This window comes from Streptomyces sp. NPDC058086 (genome assembly GCF_042885015.1).
Taxonomy (GTDB): domain Bacteria; phylum Actinomycetota; class Actinomycetes; order Streptomycetales; family Streptomycetaceae; genus Streptomyces.
Genome location: NZ_JBHVST010000001.1, coordinates 185,250 through 207,540 on the forward strand (window position 1 = coordinate 185,250; position 22,291 = coordinate 207,540).

The 22,291-nt window shown below is 67.1% G+C and carries 21 protein-coding genes and 2 pseudogenes; 5 read left to right on the forward strand and 18 right to left on the reverse strand.

The window, feature by feature from the left end; genetic code table 11:
• From rplC to ACFVWD_RS00890, 4 genes are all read right to left on the reverse strand, one after another.
• On the reverse strand, positions 1 to 645 hold the full coding sequence (rplC, locus tag ACFVWD_RS00875) for a 50S ribosomal protein L3 (protein WP_101400119.1): 645 nt from the start codon (positions 643 to 645) through the stop codon (positions 1 to 3).
• A 17-nt stretch (positions 646 to 662) separates the two neighbouring features.
• Complete coding sequence (gene rpsJ / locus ACFVWD_RS00880; protein WP_003948644.1) at positions 663 to 971, reverse strand: 30S ribosomal protein S10; 309 nt, start codon at positions 969 to 971, stop codon at positions 663 to 665.
• Positions 972 to 1,559: 588 nt separating this feature from the next.
• A complete protein-coding gene (locus tag ACFVWD_RS00885) occupies positions 1,560 to 1,922 on the reverse strand; it encodes a hypothetical protein (RefSeq protein ID WP_389593089.1) in 363 nt (120 codons plus the stop codon).
• 94 nt (positions 1,923 to 2,016) lie between these two features.
• The gene (locus ACFVWD_RS00890; RefSeq protein WP_389593091.1) at positions 2,017 to 2,529 is read right to left on the reverse strand and encodes a hypothetical protein; all 513 of its coding nucleotides are present in this window, start codon (positions 2,527 to 2,529) and stop codon (positions 2,017 to 2,019) included.
• Positions 2,530 to 3,945: 1,416 nt separating this feature from the next.
• Here ACFVWD_RS00890 and ACFVWD_RS00895 point away from each other — a divergent pair.
• Positions 3,946 to 4,173: a hypothetical protein gene (locus ACFVWD_RS00895; protein WP_389593092.1), complete on the forward strand. Its 228-nt coding sequence runs from the start codon at positions 3,946 to 3,948 to the stop codon at positions 4,171 to 4,173.
• Positions 4,174 to 4,403: 230 nt separating this feature from the next.
• Here the strand turns inward: ACFVWD_RS00895 and ACFVWD_RS00900 are convergent, their stop codons facing one another.
• The 9 genes from ACFVWD_RS00900 to ACFVWD_RS00940 form a co-directional block, all read right to left on the reverse strand.
• Positions 4,404 to 5,063 (reverse strand): hypothetical protein, encoded by a 660-nt coding sequence (locus tag ACFVWD_RS00900; RefSeq protein WP_389593094.1) that lies wholly within the window; start codon positions 5,061 to 5,063, stop codon positions 4,404 to 4,406.
• Between the two features lie 115 nt (positions 5,064 to 5,178).
• Positions 5,179 to 5,643, reverse strand: coding sequence for a hypothetical protein (locus ACFVWD_RS00905; RefSeq protein WP_389593096.1), 465 nt, complete (start codon positions 5,641 to 5,643; stop codon positions 5,179 to 5,181).
• A gap of 139 nt (positions 5,644 to 5,782) precedes the next feature.
• On the reverse strand, positions 5,783 to 6,889 hold the full coding sequence (locus tag ACFVWD_RS00910) for a hypothetical protein (RefSeq protein WP_389593098.1): 1,107 nt from the start codon (positions 6,887 to 6,889) through the stop codon (positions 5,783 to 5,785).
• 36 nt (positions 6,890 to 6,925) lie between these two features.
• Complete coding sequence (locus ACFVWD_RS00915; RefSeq protein ID WP_389593100.1) at positions 6,926 to 7,978, reverse strand: hypothetical protein; 1,053 nt, start codon at positions 7,976 to 7,978, stop codon at positions 6,926 to 6,928.
• 627 nt (positions 7,979 to 8,605) lie between these two features.
• Complete coding sequence (gene mycP / locus ACFVWD_RS00920; protein ID WP_389593101.1) at positions 8,606 to 9,703, reverse strand: type VII secretion-associated serine protease mycosin; 1,098 nt, start codon at positions 9,701 to 9,703, stop codon at positions 8,606 to 8,608.
• Positions 9,704 to 9,877: 174 nt separating this feature from the next.
• On the reverse strand, positions 9,878 to 11,527 hold the full coding sequence (locus ACFVWD_RS00925; RefSeq protein ID WP_389593103.1) for a translation initiation factor IF-2: 1,650 nt from the start codon (positions 11,525 to 11,527) through the stop codon (positions 9,878 to 9,880).
• Positions 11,528 to 11,549: 22 nt separating this feature from the next.
• On the reverse strand, positions 11,550 to 12,026 hold the full coding sequence (locus tag ACFVWD_RS00930; RefSeq protein ID WP_389593104.1) for a hypothetical protein: 477 nt from the start codon (positions 12,024 to 12,026) through the stop codon (positions 11,550 to 11,552).
• A gap of 297 nt (positions 12,027 to 12,323) precedes the next feature.
• The gene (locus ACFVWD_RS00935; protein ID WP_389593105.1) at positions 12,324 to 12,533 is read right to left on the reverse strand and encodes a DUF397 domain-containing protein; all 210 of its coding nucleotides are present in this window, start codon (positions 12,531 to 12,533) and stop codon (positions 12,324 to 12,326) included.
• Positions 12,530 to 13,408, reverse strand: coding sequence for a helix-turn-helix domain-containing protein (locus ACFVWD_RS00940; RefSeq protein ID WP_389593107.1), 879 nt, complete (start codon positions 13,406 to 13,408; stop codon positions 12,530 to 12,532). The genes ACFVWD_RS00935 and ACFVWD_RS00940 overlap by 4 nt, the downstream gene beginning before the upstream one ends.
• Positions 13,409 to 13,564: 156 nt before the next feature.
• Between ACFVWD_RS00940 and ACFVWD_RS00945 the strand changes: the two genes are divergently transcribed.
• From ACFVWD_RS00945 to ACFVWD_RS00960, 4 genes and pseudogenes are all read left to right on the forward strand, one after another.
• The gene (locus tag ACFVWD_RS00945) at positions 13,565 to 14,107 is read left to right on the forward strand and encodes an ATP-binding protein (RefSeq protein WP_389593108.1); all 543 of its coding nucleotides are present in this window, start codon (positions 13,565 to 13,567) and stop codon (positions 14,105 to 14,107) included.
• A gap of 175 nt (positions 14,108 to 14,282) precedes the next feature.
• Positions 14,283 to 15,149 (forward strand): annotated as a pseudogene (locus ACFVWD_RS00950) (helix-turn-helix domain-containing protein).
• Between the two features lie 52 nt (positions 15,150 to 15,201).
• Entirely contained in the window at positions 15,202 to 15,798 is a 597-nt protein-coding gene (locus tag ACFVWD_RS00955; protein ID WP_389593110.1) for a Uma2 family endonuclease, read from the forward strand.
• A gap of 98 nt (positions 15,799 to 15,896) precedes the next feature.
• Entirely contained in the window at positions 15,897 to 17,165 is a 1,269-nt protein-coding gene (locus ACFVWD_RS00960) for a cytochrome P450 (RefSeq protein WP_389593112.1), read from the forward strand.
• A 76-nt stretch (positions 17,166 to 17,241) separates the two neighbouring features.
• Here ACFVWD_RS00960 and ACFVWD_RS00965 read toward each other — a convergent pair.
• The 5 genes and pseudogenes from ACFVWD_RS00965 to rpsG all read right to left on the reverse strand — a co-directional run.
• A pseudogene (locus tag ACFVWD_RS00965) lies at positions 17,242 to 17,506 on the reverse strand (hypothetical protein); the annotation flags it as partial.
• A 192-nt stretch (positions 17,507 to 17,698) separates the two neighbouring features.
• Positions 17,699 to 18,181, reverse strand: coding sequence for a DUF6193 family natural product biosynthesis protein (locus ACFVWD_RS00970; RefSeq protein ID WP_389593113.1), 483 nt, complete (start codon positions 18,179 to 18,181; stop codon positions 17,699 to 17,701).
• Between the two features lie 109 nt (positions 18,182 to 18,290).
• Positions 18,291 to 19,484, reverse strand: a complete 1,194-nt coding sequence (gene tuf, locus ACFVWD_RS00975; protein WP_067367134.1) for an elongation factor Tu — start codon at positions 19,482 to 19,484, stop codon at positions 18,291 to 18,293.
• 170 nt (positions 19,485 to 19,654) lie between these two features.
• Positions 19,655 to 21,781 (reverse strand): elongation factor G, encoded by a 2,127-nt coding sequence (fusA, locus tag ACFVWD_RS00980; protein ID WP_168510278.1) that lies wholly within the window; start codon positions 21,779 to 21,781, stop codon positions 19,655 to 19,657.
• 39 nt (positions 21,782 to 21,820) lie between these two features.
• On the reverse strand, positions 21,821 to 22,291 hold the full coding sequence (rpsG, locus tag ACFVWD_RS00985) for a 30S ribosomal protein S7 (protein ID WP_003992340.1): 471 nt from the start codon (positions 22,289 to 22,291) through the stop codon (positions 21,821 to 21,823).

Genomic DNA, 22,291 nt, shown 5'->3' on the forward strand with positions numbered 1-22,291 from the left:
TCAGGCCCCCTTGGCCGCGGTGCGGACCAGGACGAGGCCGCCGTTCGGACCAGGAACCGCGCCCTTGATAAGGAGCAGGCCCTTCTCCGCGTCAACGGCGTGAACGGTCAGGTTCTGGGTGGTGACCCGCTCGTTGCCCATGCGACCCGCCATGCGGAGGCCCTTGAACACACGACCCGGGGTGGCGCAGCCGCCGATGGAGCCGGGGGAGCGGTGCTTGCGCTGGGTGCCGTGACCGGCGCCGAGGCCCTTGAAGTTGTGACGCTTCATGACACCGGCGAAGCCCTTGCCCTTGCTCTTGCCGGTGACGTCGACCTTCACGCCCGCCTCGAAGACCTCGGCGGAGATCTCCTGGCCGAGGGTGTACTCGGAGGCATCCGCGGTGCGGATCTCGACGAGGTGACGACGGGGGGTGACGTCGGCCTTGGCGAAGTGACCCTTGAGGGGCTTGTTCACCTTGCGCGGGTCGATCTCGCCGAAGGCGATCTGGACCGACTCGTAGCCGTCGATGTCGTTGGTACGCACCTGGGTGACGACGTTGGGGCCGGCCTTGACGACGGTGACCGGAACAACACGGTTGTTCTCGTCCCACACCTGCGTCATGCCGAGCTTCTCGCCCAGGATGCCCTTGATCTGCTTAGCCATTCTCAGATCACCGATCCCTAGAGCTTGATCTCGATGTCGACACCGGCCGGGAGGTCGAGTCGCATCAGAGAGTCAACGGTCTTGGGCGTCGGGTCGAGGATGTCGATCAGGCGCTTGTGCGTGCGCATCTCGAAGTGCTCGCGCGAGTCCTTGTACTTGTGCGGCGACTTGATGACGCAGTACACGTTCTTCTCAGTGGGCAGCGGCACCGGGCCTGCGACCGACGCACCAGTGCGGGTCACCGTCTCGACGATCTTCTTCGCCGAGCTGTCGATGACCTCGTGGTCGTAGGCCTTGAGCCGGATGCGGATCTTCTGTCCCGCCATGGCTACTCAGTAGTCCTTTGTCTCGTGAAACGCTCTGGAACCCGGGGGTTCGCGTCCCGTATCTCCGACCCACGCGGTCGGGTGTGTCGCGCTCCTGCCGCAGAAATATCCGTAACGGATTTCCCTACGAGGGACGCGGCCCGCCCGAAAGCAACCGCAGGACCGGAGGCTGGAACACCCACCGGGTGCCTGGCCCGCACCCCGCTGACACTTCCCGAAAGATTCCCGTACGTCCGCCCCAGCGCTGCCTTACGGCAGTTGAGGCGACGAGTACTGTGGGACTCGCTTCCGGTCCTCCCGACGGGAGGCGCGCAGCATCGGCACTCGACCGAGCAACCCCGTTAGTCTGCCATACGGGGCGGGGGCCTGGCCAATCGAGCCGAGGATCGTACCCCTTGAGTGACGCAGGTCAAACCCTTGCCGCCTGCGCGCTCCGGCGGAGGTCGCTCTGCTCGGCCTTGGGATGGTCGGCCGGACCGCACTGTGACGATGAGTGGAAGTCCGCGCACTGTACGTGACGCTCGCCGGCGCGGTGGGCGGCGACGGCGCAGCCGATGAACGAGGAGCCCGCGCGGAGCGGGCTCGGGGTCATCCGGCGACGGCACAGGTCCACAGGACGACGAACACGGGTACGGCACAGGCCAGGGGCCCGAGCAGGGCGAGCCGAGTCGTTCGGGCCAAGCGGCGAAAGCCCGGAGCGAAGTAGAGGCCGCCCAGTACGACAGCGGCCACTGCGAGCTGCGTGACCGGTGTCCGCAGGATCGGCCAGGGCGAACGCCATTCCTGCGAGTCCGCCGAGTTCAGAACACTCACGAGGAAGAAGAAGCCGGCCATGACGGCCGTCAGCAGAGCCGCGCACCCCCAGAAGAACCGGGCGAGCCCTGCGAAGACGGGCCAGCCGGCGAGATCGCGGGGCTTGACGACGCGTACGGGACCTTGTGTGACGCTCATGGCGACAGCCTGTCGCCGGACATGGGCGGCGGCATGAGCGTGCGTACTCAACCGGTACTCAAGGAAGTACCCCTGGCTCGGGGTCCCGCCGACCTCACAGTTTGCCGGTGATGACTCCGCGCCAGGTCCACCCCGCGCCCAGGACGGCGTCATGCAGGGGGTTCTTGAGCTCGGAGCTGTCGAAGCTGAACGTCTCGGTCGCTTCGAGGCCGCCGTCTTCGCCCCCGCCGAGCGTCCACTGCTTCGAGACCGTCCGCACCTGACCACGTCGGACCTCGGCCGAGACGGACAGCCTAGGGGCGTCGCCGACCCAGGTGACCTCGTACTGCTGGTCGAGGCAGCGGACCTCGTTCTTCTCCGGGACCAGGCGCATACGGACCTGGAACACCCGGCTCACCTGATTGCGGGCGAAGAAGGTCTGCCAGGCCGGCTCCAGCATCCGCCACTCCGCCACCAGCTCGGCGCCCTCCGCGCGGCCGTCCCGGATGACGTACGGGACGTCGGAGCGATTGAGGCCGAGCAGCGCCGCGCGGACCTCGGCGACGGATCGGGGGGCGACACCGTCGGACGGGCGCTTGGTGCCGGTCAGCTTGTCGAAGAGTCCCATGAAGTCAACCTACGAGGGGTCGGATCGTCGGTGCAAAGATCTGCCGCGGCCTCGGGGTGCGCTTCCACCGGACGCGCTACGAAGCCGCGCCGGTGTCCGCGCGGACTGTGCGCACGAAGTCCCGGAAGTCGCCCAGGACAGCGGGGTGTTGGGACACGGTGGCGGTGGGGGCCAGTCGGATCACCGGCGGCTTGCGCGGATGGGCGACGTCCAGTTGGTCGCGCCGGTGTCGGATCCGGCGCCACCCTCGGCCAGAGCGAGGTCGGCGCCGACGGGTGGGTCTCCGAAGGAGAGAGCGAGGCCTCCGGCCCCGGCGTCGGGACAGCGGTCCGGAGACCGTGGCGGGCGCCGAGTCAGGCCCCGTACGACAGGCTTCCCTGTGGTGAGCGGGCCTCTCAGCGCGGCGATACCCCCCCGACCGGCTGACGGGCGGGGCCGCCCTGGAGGTCGTTCGCTCGGCAAGCACTTCGCTGCTGACCTCCAGCTTCGCGGCCGCTGGAATGGAAATTACGGATGACGCACAAACCATGGATGCCCGTCTGATCGACCGTCACGTAGGCGGCTTCACAGGTTGGCGAACTGACCTGTGGAGGGAGTGCAGAGATCCGTGATCTCTACTTTGATTCGGGCCGGCGGATCTGATCGATTGATAGGTTGAGGGAGCAGTTCCGCCATGCCGGAGCACAAGAGATAACACGCAGGCCCCCGTTGAGGTGAGGCAGAGTCGGCATACGGGGAGGGGTCCGCCCGTGGCGTGGGACGAGTGGGAGCAGCTGAAGTCCGAGTCGGCGAAAAAGGCAGTCGGCACATATGGTCAGCCAAAGGGACCTCGCCTCGGTCGGCTCAGCGGCGCACGACCTGTTCGAGGATTTCGGGCGGTACAGCGATCACGCCCGTAACCAACGATCTCGTCCGCAACACCGTCAACGCAGGCTGGGACGCGAGTAGTGAGTACCTCAGCAACACGAAGGAGCGTCCCTAGTGGAGAAGTCACAGAGAAGCGGGACGTCGATAGCCTCTTGGCGGAACGGGAGAGTCGTCCTTCTGTTCCTCGTGGTTCTCGGGCTCTTCTGCGGCGCCGGATGGACTTTCCTGAACAAAGGTCTTTATCTGCTCCCCGGCAAAATGTGCGAAGGCACTCTCGAACGGAACACGGTCAAAAGCGTTCTGCCGTCGGCGCGATCGGCCGACAGTGGCTCCGACAGCCAGGGCGCGGGGGATGACCTTACTTTCTGGTGTCATGTCACCACCAGCAATGACTCGTCCATCTCCGGGGAAGCCCGGGTCCAGCCCACTTCGCGTGAGAAATGGCTCGCCTACTATCGGGGATCCGGGGGCCAGAATCGGATCATCCGCGTCTCCGTCGGCGAAATAGAAGCTCTGGCTCAGGTTGATCCCGGTGCGGACACTTCATCGGTGTACGTGCCCTGTGCTCCGCCAGGTGTCCCCTCCTACAACGCCTCCCAGCCCTATGCCGTCGTCGGAGAGGCCCGGATCGGACCTGCCAAGGCCACGGGTGTGCCACTGCGGCAGGCTCTGACGGACTTCGCCTACCAACTAGCCAAACACGCCTACAAACTGGCCGAGTGCAAGGATCCCCGCGGCTTTCCCGAGGAACTGCCCCGCTACGAGCACGACCGATGAAGGACGAGGAGATCCTCGCGTACTTCGATCGCCGCGGCCGGGTCGAGCTGCGCACCGGCCGCATCGGCGCGTCCCTGGCGCGTGCGCACCCCTCCGGAGGTCGTTCTCACCGACCTTGGGCTGATCGACCGGGATGCACACACGGTGAGTACGCATCCACACACCATGTGACGCCCGCTGAATCATCAACCGCGCGCTGACCACAGCGGCAGCGATCAGCGCGGATACGGTCAGCTCCGTAGCGGGGCCGGCGCCTGCTGAGCCGGGAGTTCCGGATCGCCCCACTCGGTCTTGGGCGTGCCCGACGGATATCGGGCGCAGTCGGAGTAGGCGACGACACCCAGACGGTCATAGGGGAAAGCCTCAACCCGGACGACGTCGCCGGTGCCCGGGGGCTGCACGCTCAGTACGGTCCAGTGGTCGCTGATCTCGTACCTGGTGACTTTCCATCCGCGCCGCGTCAGTTCCTTCCGCGCCCGTCGCAGCGCCGACACCGCCTGAGACGGGGTGACACCCTTCAACCCCCATTCGCTGCTCACCGCGACCACACCCGGCACACTGGGCGGTGAGTCGCTCACCTGCTTGGTCAGGTCCTTGAGCCCGGTGTAGTAGCACCCGGAGCCGTCGGCCTCCTGGCCGCCGCCGGGCCATCTGGGGTCCAGCGTGGCCTGCGGCACGTCGAGTGTGTCGTAGACCTGTTGTGTGAGGCCGTCGAGGCGCTGCGAGGTAACGGCTGGATCCGCGACGGGGTAGGGGTCGCCGTTCCAGAGCCGCCCGGCCCCGCGAGCGACCCACACCCCTCCGGCCGCCGTCACTGCCATGGCCAACGCAGCGGCCGTGGCGAGAAGGATTTTCCGGTGCGGTCCGAGAGAACGGTGTGGCTGTGTCATGCGGAGATCATGCGGCGGGGAGGGCGAGGGGGCATGAGCACGCGTACTCAACTGCCGTGTGTGGACCAGCGACCGCGGCCCCTCCGCCCAACCCCGCGTTTCACGGGCCGACCGGTCACAGCTTCACCAGCACTCCGTGCCAGGTCCAACCCGCGTCGAGGACCGCTTGCTGGAGGGGATTCGTCATCTCCCGTGTGTCGAAACGGAACGCCTCCACCTTGTGCTGGCGGCCATCGGGACCCTGCTTCATCTCCCACCGCCGGTACACCGCGGGCGCGTGCCCACGTCCGTACTGCGCATCGGCGTGGTCGGACGAACGGTTCTCCCACCGCTCGTCGAGGAAACGCACCTCGTGCTTCTCCGGAACAAGGCGCATCCGGGTCTTGAGGGTCACACCCACCCGCCGAATCCGGCACTCCGCCACCAGGTCGGCCTTCTCGGCAGGGAGAGCGTTGCGCACGCGGTACGGCACGTCCGGCCCGTTGAGCGCGAGCAGCGCGGCCCGGACCTCCGTGCCCGACAGCGGTACGACACCGCTGTCGGGGTACTTGGTGCCCGTCAGTTTGTCGAGAAGTCCCATCGGATCATCCTAAGAAGATCTGGCTTGGCGACATCGGATTCCCCACGCTTGGCGCCGTCCGCGCGGGGCTTGGCACGCTCGCCTGTGCTTGTTCATGAGGCACCGTTGCTCCCCGGCGCCCTGATCCGCCGGACAGGCCCTATAGCTGGGATGCCATCTGCACCTCGGTGCAGCCACGCTGTTTCGCCTCGTGATCGGCGAACGCCTTCACCGCGGATGCGGCGAATTGGGCGGAGTAGTGACGGACCGGGTAGGTGTCGGTGTCCCTGTCGTAGAGGCGGTACAGCACGAACACGGCAGGCTGCGCGGACTGGGGGCACTTCGCGGTGGCCCAGGAGTAGTCGTTGTGCTTGTGGGTGGGGCCGTATCCCTCCTTGAGATTGCGACCCTCACTCGCAAGGAAGTCCTTGGCGACGGCACCGTAGTAGGCGTACAGGCCGTATCCAGGCTTCTTGGCCGGTGTGACGAGGTAACAGTTCACCTGCGGGGCCTGAGTGTCCGTGGGATACTCCATGATCCAGGGCGTACCGCTCTCCGCCGCCGTGGAAGCCGGCTCTCGAAGCGCGGCGCAGGAGCCCTGCGCCTGCCCCAGTGGTTTGACCGTACGGGGCTTACCGAGCGTGGGGGCGGACACCTGAGTGAGCTGTTTCCCGGCCCTCGCCCGACACCCGTACTTGGCAGCTGCTTTCTGGGCACTCTCCGTGACTACCCGACCCAGCCCGGTGAGTGCGGGGCCGCTGCTCGACGCGTAAAGGTCTCCGTATGCGACGAGAGCCTTGCTCCTCTCGTTCTGGCAGTCGATCGCGACCATGACCTGCCAGGTGTCGTCATGCCTGACAATGCCAGGCCAGCCGTTACCAAGGGGTGCCGCCTGTCCCCGGACGCCTTCGTAGTCCTGGTTGTACCAAACGAGGCTGCCGGAGGGGGCTGTTGTGCCGCTCCAGCGCAGTCTGATCTGCAGGGCGCCGCCCCGCGCGCCGGACTTCGTGGTCTTCACGGAGCACTGGGCCAGGTAGTCACCGTCGGAGTCAAGTGATCCGACCCGCAGGTTCGAGGAGCCCAGGGCGGCGTCGAGTCCGCCTTGGGCCAACGTGCCGTCGCAGGCCTGGTCCAGTGAGCGGCCGTTGCGCCAGGAGTCGTATGCCCCGGTGCTGTACAGCACCTGGGCCACGACGCCTAGGACGAGGACGAATGCCCCCACGTACCAGCCTGCGTGTATGCGTCGGAGCCTGGAGTTGATCTGCATCGTGCTCATTCTGTCGAGGGCTGTTCCCTGCGGCGTTCAGCGGTCGCTACGAAGGGTGTTGAGCGTGTGATTGCGGCCGAAGTCGTACTGATCCTGACCCGCGTGGACAAAGAACTGCGCGTAGTCGCTGTCGATGCCGTGGCCGCGGCTGTTCGCCCACGCCCTGACCATGTGCTCCACATCGTGCTGGCCGGCATCGTAGGTCTCGGCGTTCTTCTGGGTGGCAGCGAGGTTCGCCTCGGCCACATGCTCCTTGTTGGACTCGTACGCCCACACATCGACGGTCTTCGTCGCAAGGTCTCCGACGGGGCTGAGATCGGAGACGGGATTGAACATCAGTGCCGTGCTCAGGGAGGTGCCCAGACCGTGGTTGAAGTCGGCGGCCCACTGCGTCTTCTTGAACCGCTCGTCGAAGATGACGTCGGACCGTACGCCGTCGTAGGCACCCATGGCGCGTGAGCTGTCGACGATGCGGTCGTGGATCGTCTTGTCACCGGCGTCCTGGGGGATACCGGCCAGGACATGGTGCGAGTACTGCTGCTCCGCCCCGTAGAGATGCCCGAAGGCCTCCGGATCGTCGGCGATGCCCCGCATGACGGCGGCGAGGCGTTGGTGCCCCACAGCGAGGTGCGCTCCGTCCTTGTCGTTCCAGACGGAACCCGAACTGTCCCAGTCGATGTCGTAGCGCGACGACGACTCTGCGTAGATGCCGTGCGTGTCGGGCGTGTACGACGTCAGGATGTGCGCCAAGGGCGTGGCGAGATTCTTCGGCAGTTCTTGTGCTTGATCCGCCGAGTACAGGGTGTTGATGGTGTGCTGCAGGATGCGGGCCTGGGGCAGGGTGTGCTCTCCGACCGCGTGATAGGCGCCCGGCGCGCCCCCGGTCGTAGCGGTCTCCAGAGCGGCGCCGAACCCCTTGCGGACGTCACCGTCCTCGACGACGACCGGCGGACCTGTCGTGGTGCCACCGGGCGGGGTCGCGTAGTGGTCGATAACGGTGTCCCAGTCCCGTCCGTGGAGCAGGTACTCCAGATTGTCGTTGTGCGCCGGATCCAGGTACTCGGTGCTGGTCGCCGGGTCATCGGACATGATGCCGAGGACACCGTCGAGCGGGTCGTTGGCGAACCAACCCCGATCCTTGCCAGTGAAGTTGTCCCGCAGGGCCCAGATGGACTCGGTGTGCCCCTTGGCCGTGTACGACTCCTCCGCGTGCCGGATGTCATCCCGAACCAGATCTCGACCTGGTTCAACTACGAGGACCCGACAAGGGTGAAACGGAAGTGAACGTGCGGGTTTTTCGCCAGCCAAGCTTTCACATCGATCCTTACGGAAGGGCCGTTACCTGGTACAGCCGAATTTCGCGCACGGCTCCGGACGTCAGCCACCCGTGCCCGTCCTTCGCCCCGAACGCCTTGACGACGGCGCCCGTCTCCTCGTCCGCCCACTCCCCCGCCGTACGGGTATCGCCCTACATGTGGTCCTGGATGGCCTTGGCCGCGGCCTGCTTCTCGGCGGGCGACGACGCCAGGTCCGGCCGACCGTGCGGGCGGTCCCGCCACCGACTATGTGCTGCTCTCCTGCCGACTCGGCCATGAATCCCTACCCCCGTGGGCTCAGTTGGCGTGCGCCTGCCACGCCAACAACCAGCCTAATACGTCGCGTTGACAGGCTTTGGGCCTTCACATTGGCCCAACAGCCACTCGTCAATACCGACGGCTACATGACAGAACGCCGACGCTTACTGGTGACGACGGCTACGACGGCTCCGCCGAGGAGCACGGCGGAGCCGATGCCCAGGGCGATCCACAGAGTGGTGTCGCCCTCCTTGGATGCGGAGGCTGTCACTGCCGAGTTGTCCTTCTTTACTGGAGGAGTCGTGCCCTTGGATGGGGAAGCGTTTGGAGACGTTTGTGCCGTGGCCGCCAGATCCGGGAGCGGGTAGACGTCGGCAGGGCCCGGGTCACCCGGGGTCTGCAAGGCGATGCGGGGGCGGACGATGCCGTAGCCGATGGAGTCGTTGCGCTTCGAGCCGTCTGTGGGCCCGCCAGCGGTGTTGAGCATGACCCGTAGGACCTGGTTGTTGGTCCACTTCGGGTGTTTGGACCAGATCAAGGCGGCGCTGGCTGAGGCCAGGGCGGTGGCGTCGCTGGTGCCGTGAGAGCGGCAGAGGCCCGTGCCGTTCGGGCATACGTGGTACATCTCGTCGCCGGGAGCGGCGATGTCCACCTGGGGGCCGTACTCGGATTCGGTGGTCTTGCGAAGGTTCTTGCCTACTGCACCCACGCCGACCACACCCGGAGTGGCGGCGGGGTACTCCACTGGGTTTCCTTTGTCTTCGCTGCCGCTGTTTCCGACGGCCGCAAAGATCAACGATCCCTTGTCCAGCGCGTACTTCACAGCGGCAGTGAGCTGCTCCGTTCCTTCGGGCACCCCCATCGAGATGTTGATCACCCGTGAACCAGAATCAACGGCGTAGCGAATCCCGCGACTCACGGTCTCGCTGAACTCCTTGATGTACCGGCCGCTGTCCAACCCTCTATCGGGTGTCCGCACGGGGAGGATCTTGACTCCTGGCGCGAGGCCGAAGGTGCCAGCGCCTCCGTTGGCTCTTCCAGTACCAGCAATCTGAACGGCCATCAGGGTGCCATGGCCGTTGGGATCCGTGCGTTCGTCACCGGGGGCGTCTGGTGCTTCGTCCTTGCCAGAGAGTACTTGCCCCTCCAGGTCGGTCAGCTTGGCGTTCACGCCCGAGTCGATGACGGCCACGGTAACGCCTTTGCCCGTGCTGGTCTGCCACATCTGCTCGGCCTTCATGGCCGTGAGGTGCCACTCCCTCTCACGGATGGACTCCGCGTGGGCGGGAGTGGCCGCGATACCGACCAACAGCAGGCCCACGGCTCCGGAGACAACGCTTCCGCAGCGGGCATTCCTCATCGTGGTCGCATCTGCTTCCTCTTGGTGTGTGCAGGTTCAGTCGATAGCTGGTGACTAGGTGGTCGAGCGGCCGTTCTGCTGCTCGGTCTCCTGCTCCTCGCTTCGCTCGCCGGCCCTTCTGCCCTGCTTGTTGTTCTGTCGCGAATTCGATGGCCGAGTGCCGTTCGGCGGCGCACCCGTACGTCCAGCTGCGCTTGATGCGGGCGTGCCGTCACCAGAGTCCTGATTCCGTACCAAGCCCGAGCCACCAGGGGTGAACGGCCGGGTTCCCGAACGTCTCTGCGGCTGCGGACGGCCGCCGACGACTCCACGGTCCGCGCCTGCGCCCGTGCCCATGGCCCGACGGCCGGCCGGTGTCGCACTCTGCCCGACGCCCGCTCGCCCTGTACTGGCGGGGGTCCTCTGAGTAGTCGAGCCACGACCACCAGCCGAGCTGTGCGTTTCACCGCCGACGACATTGCCTCGCGGCAATCCGCTGGCGGGCCGACCAGCGGGCGATCCAGCGGCCGATGACGTGGGGCGGCCACCGACGATGCCGGAGCTGCCGCCCGGCGCACGCCCGGGAGTTGCGCCCGTGATTCCTCGGCCCGGAGGCACTGCGGGGCGACCGCCGACCACTGGCCGCGCCGTGCCTGTCGAGCCCTCCGGCTCGGTCGTACGACCGATACCCGGCACACCTCTGGAGACCGGGCCTACCTGTCCGCGCCCGGGTTGGGCCGAAGGGCGGCCGCCGATCGCCGTGCGGCCCAGCCTCGGGGGATTCGCGGATGGGCTTGGTACGCCTCTTGCCATCGGCGGGATCGGCCCCGTGGGCAGTGCCCCGCCGCCGTCAACCTTGCCTCCGTTCGGCGGCCCGACCGGGCTTGTCGAAAGTGCCGACGGCGTTTGCGGGAGCACGCCCGTCCCGTCGACGTGGACGCCCACACGGTTTGAGGCGTCGGGCAACGGCCGTCTGGCTGGCCCGCGCGATTCGTATCCGCCGTCGGCTGCTCCGTTGCCCCCAGTCGCCTCGGCCGAGGCTCGATGCGATCCGTTGGAGGACGAGATTCCAGCCGCTCCGCTGCCAGATGATGGGCGAACGCCGCCATCCCCGGTAGACACGGCCTCGTTGTTGGTGAAATGGCCTGGTGTCGGCTGAATCGCCTCCGGCGGCGGCGGAAATTTAGGCCTCTCCAGCCCGTCCAACTGCGTAGCCGACAGCTGGTACGCCTGTCCCAGCTTTGTCATCTGGGCGGCGGCCTCCTGGCGGACCTTCTCCTTGTTCGCCGCCAGTGCCGCGAGCTCGGTCGTGGACTTGCTGCTCACCGCTGCCGCGTCGGGGTCGTTGTGGGCCGCTGTCGCCGCGTCCAGGTTCGCCTGGGCGGCGGCCTTGTCGCGGGGTATCGACGCCTGGGCCGTGGCGATCGCGTCGGAGGCGTGTCCCAGCCAGGTCGCTGAGTCGTCGCTGAAGTCGCCCAGGCGCAGGGTCGAGTTGGCGAGGTCGCCCGTCCAGGCGCGGAACGCGTCCGCTCCCTCGCCCTTCCATTCCACCCACTGCGGGCGGACCTTGAGCTCTTCGGCGATCTTGCGAATCTCCTTGGCCGCCGCGGTCAGCCGGGTGGCGGCGGCCTGCACCGTGCCGGCGTTCGCCTGGTCGAGCCACGCCAGCATCTGCTCGTGGCCCATGTCCTCGAAGGACGTGCTGCCGGTCCCCTTGCCGGACATCAGAACTCCTCCATCGGATCCATCAGATGCTGCCACCCGAGTCGCCGCCCACCGCCGCCTGGTCCGGCTTCGCGTCACTGCCGCCTTCGTGGCTCTTCTTCGGGAGGCCGGGGTCGTATTCCCCGCCGTAGTGCTTCGCGGTCTCCACACTGATCGCCTTCATGCGGTCGCGCACGTCCAGATCGATGTTCTGGTAGCCCTTGTGCGAGGCCAGCACCGCGATGTTCATGCCCTCCATGGAGTCGGACAGCAGCTTCGACAGGCTCTCCAGTTCCGTGATCACCGTCTCGTACGAGGTGAACAGTCCGGATGCCTCCGCCCACTCGCCCGCTCCGCCGCCGAACTGGTGGCGCGCCAGCTGTTCCTGCCCCACCTCGCCCGGTCCCGCCGCCGAACCCTTCAGGTCGCGGATCAAGTCGTCCACACGCTTCTGGAACTTCGTGAACGACGACAGTTCGGTGACCACATCACCGATCGCGTTCTGTGCCGCGTCGAACACGCTCGACGCCCACGACGACGGTCCAGGCGCCGCCCCACTATCGCTCGGCAACACAGTCTCTCCCCCGTACAGCCAAAACAGCCGAAGCTTCACCTGCAACTCTAGCTATCGGCTGTGACAGTCCACAGGCAGCCTCTGGCAGAGAATGACCGGAATCGGGCCATTCTGAGTAGCGACTCGGCCAGTCGCCGAGGCCGGTGAGGAAGAGCATGGCTCCACTCAACCCCGCTGCAGGAGACAGCACATGAGTGCCCGTACTCATATGAGGGAGCGGAAGTATCCAGGTGCCCCAGCGGTTCAGCCCTCGGAGGCGTACGGCACGAAGGCTGCCCATGCGTCCGGTGTGAGCGCGAGCCGGGGGCCGTCGATGTTCTTGGAGTCGCGGACGTGAATGGTGTCTGGAGTAGTGGCGATCTCTACGCAGGAGTTGCCGTCATTGCCGCTGCTGTAGCTGCTCTTGAACCACGCGAGGTCCGAGACGTCCCCGGCAGCAGACTTGCGAATCATGCTTCTCCCAGCAGTTGCTCGATGAGGGGCAGCGACTCCCGTGGAGAGAGAGCCTGCGCCCGGATGGTGCCATACCGCAGCTCAAGGATGCGGAGCTGTTTCGGATCCGACGTCGGGCGGCCGTTGAACGCGCCGTCGGAGCGCCCCACCGCCGTGCCGTCCGGGAACTTCAGCACCTCGATCCTTCCGTCCAAGCCGGAGTGGACCTCGCAGTTCAACGGCATCACCTGAAGCATGACGTTGTGCAGCCGCCCCACCTCCAGGAGGCGTTCGAGCTGCTGTCGCCACACCATTGTGCCTCCGATGGGACGCCGTAGGGCTGCCTCTTCCTGCACGAAGCTGAGCGCCGGAGCGGGCAACCGCTCGAAGACCGACTGCCTAGCCATGCGTGCGGCGACCATTCGCTCGACCTCATCCGGCGAGTACGGGGGTTGCCCTGCCCTGAACAGCGCCCTCGCATGATCCGGCGTCTGCAAGAGGCCGTTGATGCTGTGGCTCTCGTACACCCCGATCTCGACCGCCTGCGCCTCCAGCTTGGCCAGCTCCCGCACCTTCTTCGGATACCGGACCCTCTTCACGTCCTCCTTCATCGCCGAGATCAGCCCACCCGCACCCAACACCTCGTCCGACTTGTCCAGAAACTCGGGCCGAGGAATCCGCTTCCCACCCTCGATCTTGTAGACCATGTCCTCCCCGTACCCGACCAGCTCCCCGAACTCGGCGGCCCGCATCCCCACCGCCTCCCGCCGCAGCTTGAGCTGTCGCCCAACGGTCGCGACCACCGCCACACCCCAGTCGTCGTCCGGGTCCACCTCCCAACCCGGCTCGTCCGCCTCGCTCTTGAGCCGGCCCGCGTCACCGTCCGTGTCGTACATCCCGTGCTCCTCCGTCGTACCGCCGTGCCACAGCGCCCGCTACCCGTACGCCCCGCCCCGACAGCCCGGACACGACCGGACAAGCTCCGGACAGTGACCATGCGTATCGATGCAGTCACTGGTTCACGGTAGGCATCCGCCGCCACGCTGAGTGACATGAATCAAGAAACCGCCGCCCCCGCCGCCTTCACGGCCCAACTCGACTACCCCATCCGCAACTTCAGCGCGCTCCTGTCCCCCACGCCGCGCGGCGCTCGTCTCGCCCGGCTGCTCGCCACCGAGCAACTCCGCTCCTGGGGACTTCCGCTGAATCCGGCGGAGCACGTGGTGGCCGAGCCGGCGGCGAACGCGGCTACACATGGCCGGGTCCCGGGCCGTGACTTCCGGCTCGCGCTCTACGTGGTCGCCGACACCATCCGCATCGAGGTCACCGACGCATGCGGCGACCGCCAGCCCCGGCCCCAATCCCTCGCCCTTGACGCCGAGTCCGGCCGCGGTCTCGTCCTCGTCGACGCCCTGGCCGACCTCTGGGGTGTCGCATCAGGGCCGCCCCCGCGCAAGACCGTATGGGCCGAGATCGACCTCCTCCCACCGAAGCACAGCGGGCCATACTCCGGTGCGACCGGCGATCTTCCCCAAGAAACACGAGAGGGAAAGAACCCCACCAAGCCCCACCCCTCCCGCCCGCCGAAACGGTGACCGCCGCGCAAACTCACTCCCGCGAGTGAATATGCCCAACTCGGGTGGATTCGGGACCGGTTGCCTGCCTTACGCTCAGCGCGACACAGCTCAACCACAGACATGCGACGGCCCCCGCCGGGACGGCAATCCCAGTGCGAGGGCCTGACCACCGAGGAAGACGAGACCTTCCCGAATGGATACACAGAACCCTAGCGCGCCCTCGCGCGCCCAGTCCCGTATCGCGGGCAAAAGCCACACCCACCAGAACGCTCACGCCCGCCCCGGCGGCGTCATCCACGACAACACCCGCCACACCACCCGCTTCACGGTGATCGGCAACCACCTCGCCCAGCACCCGGAGCTCTCAGGACTCGCGATCGGGCTGGCCGTCTACATCCAGTCGCTCCCCACCGGCGCCCGCGTCGACATCAAGACCCTCGCCGCCCGCTTCCCCGAAGGCCCGACCCGTATCGCCGCCGCCCTGCGCGAGCTCGAAACCCACGGCTACCTCCGCCGCACCCGCGAACGCACCCCCGGCGGCCGCATCGTCACCCGCACCGTCTCCTGAAACCAGCACGGACACCACGGAACGGCAGCCGACACCCCCAGGCCCACCCGACGCCCGGCCCCGGCCGAACGCCCGCCCCGCAAGCTCCTCCCCACCGTGCCCCGGCCCGCGCACGCCTCCCCCACCCTCCTTCGGACCGCCACCGACCTCCTCGCCGGCCTCCGCCGCCGCGACCCCCGCCTGCTTCTCTCCGGCAGCGACGCGGAGCACCTCGCCCCCGGAGTCGCCGCCTGGCTGGAACGCGACCTCACCCCCACCGCCGTACAACGCGCGCTGACCGCGGACCTGCCACCGGAGGATCTACGCCGCCCAGCCGCCCTTCTCGCCCATCGACTCGCCGTGCAGCTGCCGCCTCCTCCGCCGCCGTTCCGCGTGCCCATGCCGCCCCCGGACGTACGGCATCCGCTCCAGAACTGCGAGGGCTGCGACCGCGCCTTCCGCTCCCCCGGCCGCTGCCGTGACTGCCGATCCGATCTCCCGGAGGCCGCCTAGCATGAACGTGACGATCCTTGCCCCCGGGCACGGCAGACGAGGAGCGAGCGCCATGACCATCGCCGCGGACGACGCGCAGCAGGGCGCCTCCCACCTGTACCGGGCCATGCGGGACTTCGTTCAGTCCATGGACGACACCCTTCCCGGCAAGTTCGAGATCACCAAGGAAGGGATCGTCCACGACATGATGTCGCCCGTGAAGCAGCACGAACTCACCGCGCTGCGTCTCCGGAAACGTCTCGAGAAGGTCATGCCGGAGAACCTCGTGGCCCACACTGGTACCCCGGACGTGGAAAACGAGCCCGAGGGCGTCATGCGCCACCCCGACGTCATGCTGATCGCCGAGGCGGACATGGAGGGAGACGGGTCCTTCGACCCTCGTACGATCATCGCCGCCATCGAGATCGTTTCCCGCTCGAACCCGGACAACGACTGGGTGAGCAAGGTGCGGGACTATCCGTTGCTGGGCATTCCGTTGTACGTGATCTTCGACCCGCGCGTGGGAGAAGGTGCCGTCCTCTCCGACATCCACCCCACCCCCAACGGCCCCCGCTACGCCACCCGCAAGGACTTCATCTACGGCGAGGACGTGACCATCGCCGAGTGGACGATCTCGACCGCGGACCTGCCCCGGTACCCGAACCAGTAAGCCGGACCGCGGCGACGAAGGCACGACGAAGGCATTCCGCTGCTCCGCCTGGAGCACTCCCACGCGACACCCCACCCCCGCCCGACGACGCTGAACGCATGGCAGAAGAGACCAGCACCCTCGCCGGGCGGCCCGAGCAGCCCCTTCCCCCTGTTCGGGACTGGCCCGCCGGTGAGCTGAACGCCATCGAGTTCGAGCCGGTGCTCGCGGAGCTGATGCGGGAGGGGCCGCTGACGCGGATCCGGCTTCCGTACGGGGAGGGCTGGGCGTGGCTGGCGACGCGCTACGACGACGTGAAGATGATCACGAACGATCCCCGGTTCAGCCGGCGGGAGGCCTCCGTCCGGCAGGTCACGCGACTGGCGCCGCACTTCGCGCCCCGGCCCGGGGCCCTGGCCTGGGCCGATCAGCCCGACCACAACCGGCTCCGGCGCGCCGTCTCGAACGCCTACACCGTGAGCGCCGTGAAGCGCCTGCGCCCCCGTGCCCAGGAGATGCTCGACGTGCTCGTGGACGGGATGGTGGCGGACGGCCCCCCGGCCGACCTGATCGAGCGGGTCCTCGAACCCTTCCCGATCAACGTCGTCTGCGAGGTCATGGGTGTACCCGTCGACGAGCGGCAGAAGTTGCACGACTGGACGCGGGAGATCATCTCCACGGCGGGCGGCGCCGAGGCCTCCGAGCGCGCCAAGAAGGGGCTCTTCGGGTGGATCGGGGAGGCCGTCCGCGAGCGCCGCGACAGCAAAGGCGACGGTGGCGGTGGCGGTGGCGGTGGCGGTGACAGCGAGGACGTGTTGTCCCTGCTCGGTGGTGCCGTGCGGCGGGGCGAGCTCGGCCTGGAGGAGGCGATCAGTGTCGCCGGGCCGCTCCAGATCGGCGGCGAGGCCATCACCAACAACAGCGGCCAGATGTTCTACCTCCTCCTCACCCGGCCCGACCTGCTGGAACGCTTCCACAACGACCCCGCCTCCCGCCCGGCGGCCATCGAGGAACTCCTGCGCTACATCCCGCACCGCGCCGCCGTCGGCCTGCCCCGCATCGCCACGGAGGACGTCGACATCCGCGGCACCCTAGTCAGGACCGGCGACGCCGTCTATGTCTCCTACCTGGCCGCCAACCGCGACCCGGACGTCTTCCCCGACCCCGACCGGATCGACCTCGACCGGGACGCGGGCGCCCATGTGTCGTTCGGCAACGGGCCGCACTTCTGCACGGGCGCCGTCTTCTCCCGTATGCAGATCGAGCTGCTGATCGACACCCTGCTCGAACGCCTGCCCGGGCTGCGTCTCGCCGTACCCGCCGATCAGGTCCCCTTCCGGCAGCGCACGATGATCCGCGGTCCGGTGGCCTTGCCGGTCACCTGGTGACGCCCAGGTCCACACGGTGGCTCTCCGGCGGGCCCAGGTACGTCGGCCTGAGCCCACCCGTGCCGATCACCAGCCGACCGGGCCGTACGTCCGTCACCCGTTCGAGGTCGTCACGGAGGTCGCCCGCCACCCGTACGACTCCGGAGTGGTCCTCCAGGGAGACCGACCGGCGCGCCCACCAGCGAGAACGCTCCGCCGGTGAAGGAGATGTACGCGCCGGGGTCGGTGGGCCGCGGCTGCCCACCGTCCGCCCACGCCACTCCCGACAGCCCCGGCCACGCCGCGAGCCCGGCACCGAGCCCGGCACCGAGAACGGTTCTGCGACTGACGTCTCCAGACATGCCTCACCCCTCGCCCCGACGGCGTACGAATTTGCTCAGCGGCATGACAAATAGTGGAGGGAGGGTCACGCGGGGGAATGGGTCGTCGGCGTCGAATACTTTCGGAGGCCGTCATCACGCTTACGGAGGCCGTCATCGGCCTACTGAGACCGTCATCGGCTTACGGAGACCGTCATCGGCTCACGAAGGCCGTCATCGGCGAAGATCGTCGGCGGTGCCGGCCACGGCCGGGCCGAGTCTCGCCGGAAGGTGGGCCACGACCAGGGCGACGGCCGCCTCCGCCGTGTCGGTCTCGCCGAGGAGGGGCCCGCCGCGTGCCACGAAGACCCGGAAGCTCCCGTCGTGCCGGGGCAGGACGCTCGGCACCCGCAGCGCGTACGGGTACCGGGTGCAGCTGCTCAGATGCAGGGCGAAGTGGCTGTTGTACGGATACAGCTGCCGCAGTGTCCGTTCCGCGTGGGCCACCTCGATGAGGTGCACGATGCCCGGGTAGCCCACCCCCGGCCGGAGGATCTCCTGCCGTTCGCGACGCCACTGCCACGCCAGCGCCAGCTGCCGCCACCGCGCCTCCACGACATCGGCCGGGCCACGCCGATGCGCCGCCGTCACGTCCGGAAGAACCGGCTTCGCCGGCAGCGGCCGACGTCCCACCGCGCCCAGGTCATTGGAATCCACGCACGCAGTGTGCGCGATGGGCACGGCAAAGGGGCCCGTACGACCGAAGTCGTACGGGCCCCTTCAAGGAGCTCGCGAGGAGCTACCAGGCTGTCAAGCCAACAAGGACTTACTTGTTGATCTTGATGACCTGGCCGGCGCCCACGGTCCGGCCACCCTCACGGATGGCGAACTTCAGGCCCTCCTCCATGGCGACGGGCTGGATGAGCGAAACGGTCATCTCAGTGTTGTCGCCCGGCATGACCATCTCGGTGCCCTCGGGGAGGGTCACAACGCCGGTCACGTCCGTCGTGCGGAAGTAGAACTGCGGACGGTAGTTGTTGAAGAACGGCGTGTGGCGGCCACCCTCGTCCTTGGACAGGATGTAGGCCTGGGCCTCGAACTCGGTGTGCGGCGTGACCGAACCGGGCTTGATGATGACCTGGCCGCGCTCGACGTCCTCGCGCTTGATGCCACGGAGGAGCAGACCGACGTTCTCACCGGCCTGGCCCTCGTCGAGCAGCTTGCGGAACATCTCGATGCCGGTGACCGTGGTGGTGGTCTTCTCCTGCTTGATGCCCACGATGTCGACGGTCTCGTTGACCTTGAGGACACCACGCTCGATACGACCGGTGACGACGGTGCCACGACCGGTGATCGTGAAGACGTCCTCGATCGGCATCAGGAACGGCTTGTCGACGTCACGCTCGGGCTGCGGGATGTTCTCGTCGACGGCCTTCATCAGGTCGAGGACGGTCTGGCCCCACTCCTTGTCGCCCTCAAGGGCCTTGAGCGCCGAGACCTTGACGACCGGAAGGTCGTCGCCCGGGAACTCGTACTCGGAGAGCAGCTCGCGAACCTCGAGCTCGACGAGCTCCAGGATCTCCTCGTCGTCCACCATGTCGGCCTTGTTCAGGGCGACGACGATGTACGGAACGCCGACCTGGCGGGCCAGGAGCACGTGCTCCTTGGTCTGCGGCATCGGGCCGTCCGTCGCGGCGACAACGAGGATGGCGCCGTCCATCTGCGCCGCACCCGTGATCATGTTCTTGATGTAGTCCGCGTGACCGGGGCAGTCAACGTGGGCGTAGTGACGGGTCTCCGTCTGGTACTCGACGTGCGCGATCGAGATCGTGATACCGCGCTGGCGCTCCTCAGGAGCCTTGTCGATCTGGTCGAAGGCCGAGGCCTCGTTCAGGTCCGGAAACGCGTCGTGCAGCACCTTGGTAATGGCGGCCGTGAGGGTCGTCTTACCGTGGTCGATGTGACCGATGGTGCCGATGTTGACGTGCGGCTTAGTCCGCTCGAACTTTGCCTTCGCCACTGGGTCCTCCTGCGGAGTGGTTCTGGTACGCCTTACTCATCGGCGCCAGGTGATCTTTGCTGGGATGCCGCCCGCCGGGGTTCTTCCCGGACCGGGACGATCTCTCGTCCCTGTGCCGGTTTGAGGCCCCGGCGGTCGGTGTCAAGCCTAAAGCGTGTAAACGGGGTGCGTTACTCGCCCTTGGCCTTCGCGATGATCTCCTCGGCGACGTTCCGGGGAACCTCGGCGTAGGAGTCGAACTGCATCGAGTAGCTTGCGCGACCCGAGGTCTTGCTGCGGAGGTCGCCGACGTAGCCGAACATCTCCGAGAGCGGCACCAGACCCTTGACGATCCGGGCACCCATCCGCTCCTCCATGGCCTGGATCTGGCCACGGCGGGAGTTGATGTCGCCGATGACCTCACCCATGTAGTCCTCGGGCGTGGTGACCTCGACGGCCATCATCGGCTCAAGGAGCACGGGGGAAGCCTTGCGCGCGGCCTCCTTGAAGGCCTGCGAACCGGCGATCTTGAACGCGAGCTCGGAGGAGTCGACCTCGTGGTAACCACCGTCGAGAAGAATGACGCGGACGCCCGTCATCTCGTAGCCGGCCAGGATGCCGAACTGCATGGCCTCCTGCGCACCCGCGTCGACCGAAGGGATGTACTCCTTCGGGATGCGGCCACCGGTGACCTTGTTCACGAACTCGTACGAGGCGTCGCCGCCCTCGATCGGCTCGATCGCGATCTGCACCTTGGCGAACTGACCGGTACCACCGGTCTGCTTCTTGTGCGTGTAGTCGTGACGCTCGACGGCCTTGCGGATCGTCTCACGGTACGCGACCTGCGGCTTGCCGACGTTGGCCTCGACCTTGAACTCACGGCGCATACGGTCGACCAGCACCTCAAGGTGCAGCTCGCCCATACCACCGATGATGGTCTGGCCGGTCTCCTCGTCCGAGTGAACCTGGAAGGAGGGGTCCTCCTCCGCGAGACGCTGGATGGCGACACCCAGCTTCTCCTGGTCACCCTTGGACTTGGGCTCGATGGCGACCTGAATGACCGGCGCCGGGAAGTCCATGGACTCCAGGATGACCGGGTTCTTGTCGTCGGACAGCGTCTCACCGGTGGTGGTCTGCTTCAGGCCCATGACGGCGACGATGTCGCCGGCGCCCACCGACTCGATCTCCTCACGCTTGTTCGCGTGCATACGGTAGATCTTGCCGATGCGCTCCTTCTTGCCCTTGACGGAGTTCAGCACGGCGCTGCCGGACTCCAGGCGGCCCGAGTACACCCGGACGAAGGTGAGCTTGCCCAGGTGCGGGTCGCTCATGATCTTGAACGCGAGGGCGGAGAGCGGCTCGTCGTCGGACGGCTTGCGCTTGACGACCAGCTCCGGGTCCTTCACGTCGTGGCCCTCGATGGCCTCGACGTCGATCGGAGTCGGCAGGTAGCGCACGACCGCGTCGAGCAGGGGCTGAACGCCCTTGTTCTTGAACGCGGTGCCACAGAACACCGGGGTGACCGTGACGTCGTTGGACTTGCCGGACGCGATGGTGATGCGACGGATCGCGGCGTACAGCTGCTCCTCGGTGGGCTCCTGGCCCTCCAGGAACAGCTCCATGATCTCGTCGTCGTGCTCCGCGACGGTCTCGACCAGCTTGCCGCGGTACTCCTCGGCAGCCTCGGCGTGCGTGGCCGGGATGTCGACGATGTCGTACATCTCGCCCTTGGCGGCCTCGGCGGACCACACGAGCGCCTTCATGCGGACCAGGTCCACAACGCCCTTGAAGTCCATCTCGGCACCGATCGGCAGCTGCATGATGATCGGAACGGCGCCAAGCCGGTCCTTGATCATGTCCACGCAGCGGTGGAACTCGGCGCCGGTGCGGTCAAGCTTGTTCACGAAGCAGATGCGCGGCACGCCGTAACGGTCGGCCTGACGCCACACCGTCTCGGACTGCGGCTCGACACCGGCGACACCGTCGAACACCGTGACGGCACCGTCGAGGACGCGGAGCGAACGCTCCACCTCGACCGTGAAGTCGACGTGCCCCGGGGTGTCGATGATGTTGATCGTGTAGTCGTTGTCCTCGAGCGGCCAGTGACAGGTGGTGGCAGCAGAGGTGATCGTGATGCCACGCTCCTGCTCCTGCTCCATCCAGTCCATGGTGGCAGCGCCGTCGTGGACCTCACCGATCTTGTAGCTGACGCCGGTGTAGAAGAGGATCCGCTCGGTGGTGGTCGTCTTGCCCGCGTCGATGTGGGCCATGATCCCGATGTTGCGGACCCTGGCCAGGTCAAGTGAAGTGGTAGCCATAAGGCTTCGGTCTTCTCTCGGTCTCGATGGGGGTAGCGACTACCAGCGGTAGTGCGCGAAGGCCTTGTTGGACTCGGCCATCTTGTGGGTGTCCTCGCGCTTCTTCACAGCGGCACCGAGGCCGTTGGAGGCGTCGAGAAGCTCGTTGAGCAGACGCTCGGTCATGGTCTTCTCGCGACGGGCGCGGGAGTAACCGACGAGCCAGCGCAGCGCGAGCGTGTTGGCACGACCGGGCTTGACCTCGATCGGAACCTGGTACGTCGCACCACCGACACGGCGGGACTTGACCTCGAGGGTCGGCTTGATGTTCTCCAGCGCGCGCTTCAGCGTGATGATCGGGTCGTTGCCCGTCTTCTCACGCAGACCCTCCATGGCGCCGTAGACGATGCGCTCGGCGGTGGAGCGCTTGCCGTTCAGCAGCACCTTGTTGATGAGGGAGGTCACCAGAGGGGAACCGTAGACCGGGTCGATGATGACCGGGCGCTTCGGGGCGGGGCCCTTACGAGGCAT

Excerpts from the sequence above, each read along its gene's own strand:
- rplC (WP_101400119.1), bottom strand. The coding sequence starts at position 645 with ATGGCTAAGCAGATCAAGGGCATCCTGGGCGAGAAGCTCGGCATGACG.
- rpsJ (WP_003948644.1), bottom strand. The coding sequence starts at position 971 with ATGGCGGGACAGAAGATCCGCATCCGGCTCAAGGCCTACGACCACGAG.
- ACFVWD_RS00885 (WP_389593089.1), bottom strand. The coding sequence starts at position 1,922 with ATGAGCGTCACACAAGGTCCCGTACGCGTCGTCAAGCCCCGCGATCTC.
- ACFVWD_RS00890 (WP_389593091.1), bottom strand. The coding sequence starts at position 2,529 with ATGGGACTCTTCGACAAGCTGACCGGCACCAAGCGCCCGTCCGACGGT.
- ACFVWD_RS00900 (WP_389593094.1), bottom strand. The coding sequence starts at position 5,063 with ATGACACAGCCACACCGTTCTCTCGGACCGCACCGGAAAATCCTTCTC.
- ACFVWD_RS00905 (WP_389593096.1), bottom strand. The coding sequence starts at position 5,643 with ATGGGACTTCTCGACAAACTGACGGGCACCAAGTACCCCGACAGCGGT.
- ACFVWD_RS00910 (WP_389593098.1), bottom strand. The coding sequence starts at position 6,889 with ATGCAGATCAACTCCAGGCTCCGACGCATACACGCAGGCTGGTACGTG.
- ACFVWD_RS00915 (WP_389593100.1), bottom strand. The coding sequence starts at position 7,978 with ATGTCCGATGACCCGGCGACCAGCACCGAGTACCTGGATCCGGCGCAC.
- mycP (WP_389593101.1), bottom strand. The coding sequence starts at position 9,703 with ATGAAGGCCGAGCAGATGTGGCAGACCAGCACGGGCAAAGGCGTTACC.
- ACFVWD_RS00925 (WP_389593103.1), bottom strand. The coding sequence starts at position 11,527 with ATGTCCGGCAAGGGGACCGGCAGCACGTCCTTCGAGGACATGGGCCAC.
- ACFVWD_RS00935 (WP_389593105.1), bottom strand. The coding sequence starts at position 12,533 with ATGATTCGCAAGTCTGCTGCCGGGGACGTCTCGGACCTCGCGTGGTTC.
- ACFVWD_RS00940 (WP_389593107.1), bottom strand. The coding sequence starts at position 13,408 with ATGTACGACACGGACGGTGACGCGGGCCGGCTCAAGAGCGAGGCGGAC.
- ACFVWD_RS00945 (WP_389593108.1), top strand. The coding sequence starts at position 13,565 with ATGAATCAAGAAACCGCCGCCCCCGCCGCCTTCACGGCCCAACTCGAC.
- ACFVWD_RS00955 (WP_389593110.1), top strand. The coding sequence starts at position 15,202 with ATGACCATCGCCGCGGACGACGCGCAGCAGGGCGCCTCCCACCTGTAC.
- ACFVWD_RS00960 (WP_389593112.1), top strand. The coding sequence starts at position 15,897 with ATGGCAGAAGAGACCAGCACCCTCGCCGGGCGGCCCGAGCAGCCCCTT.
- fusA (WP_168510278.1), bottom strand. The coding sequence starts at position 21,781 with ATGGCTACCACTTCACTTGACCTGGCCAGGGTCCGCAACATCGGGATC.
- rpsG (WP_003992340.1), bottom strand. The coding sequence starts at position 22,291 with ATGCCTCGTAAGGGCCCCGCCCCGAAGCGCCCGGTCATCATCGACCCG.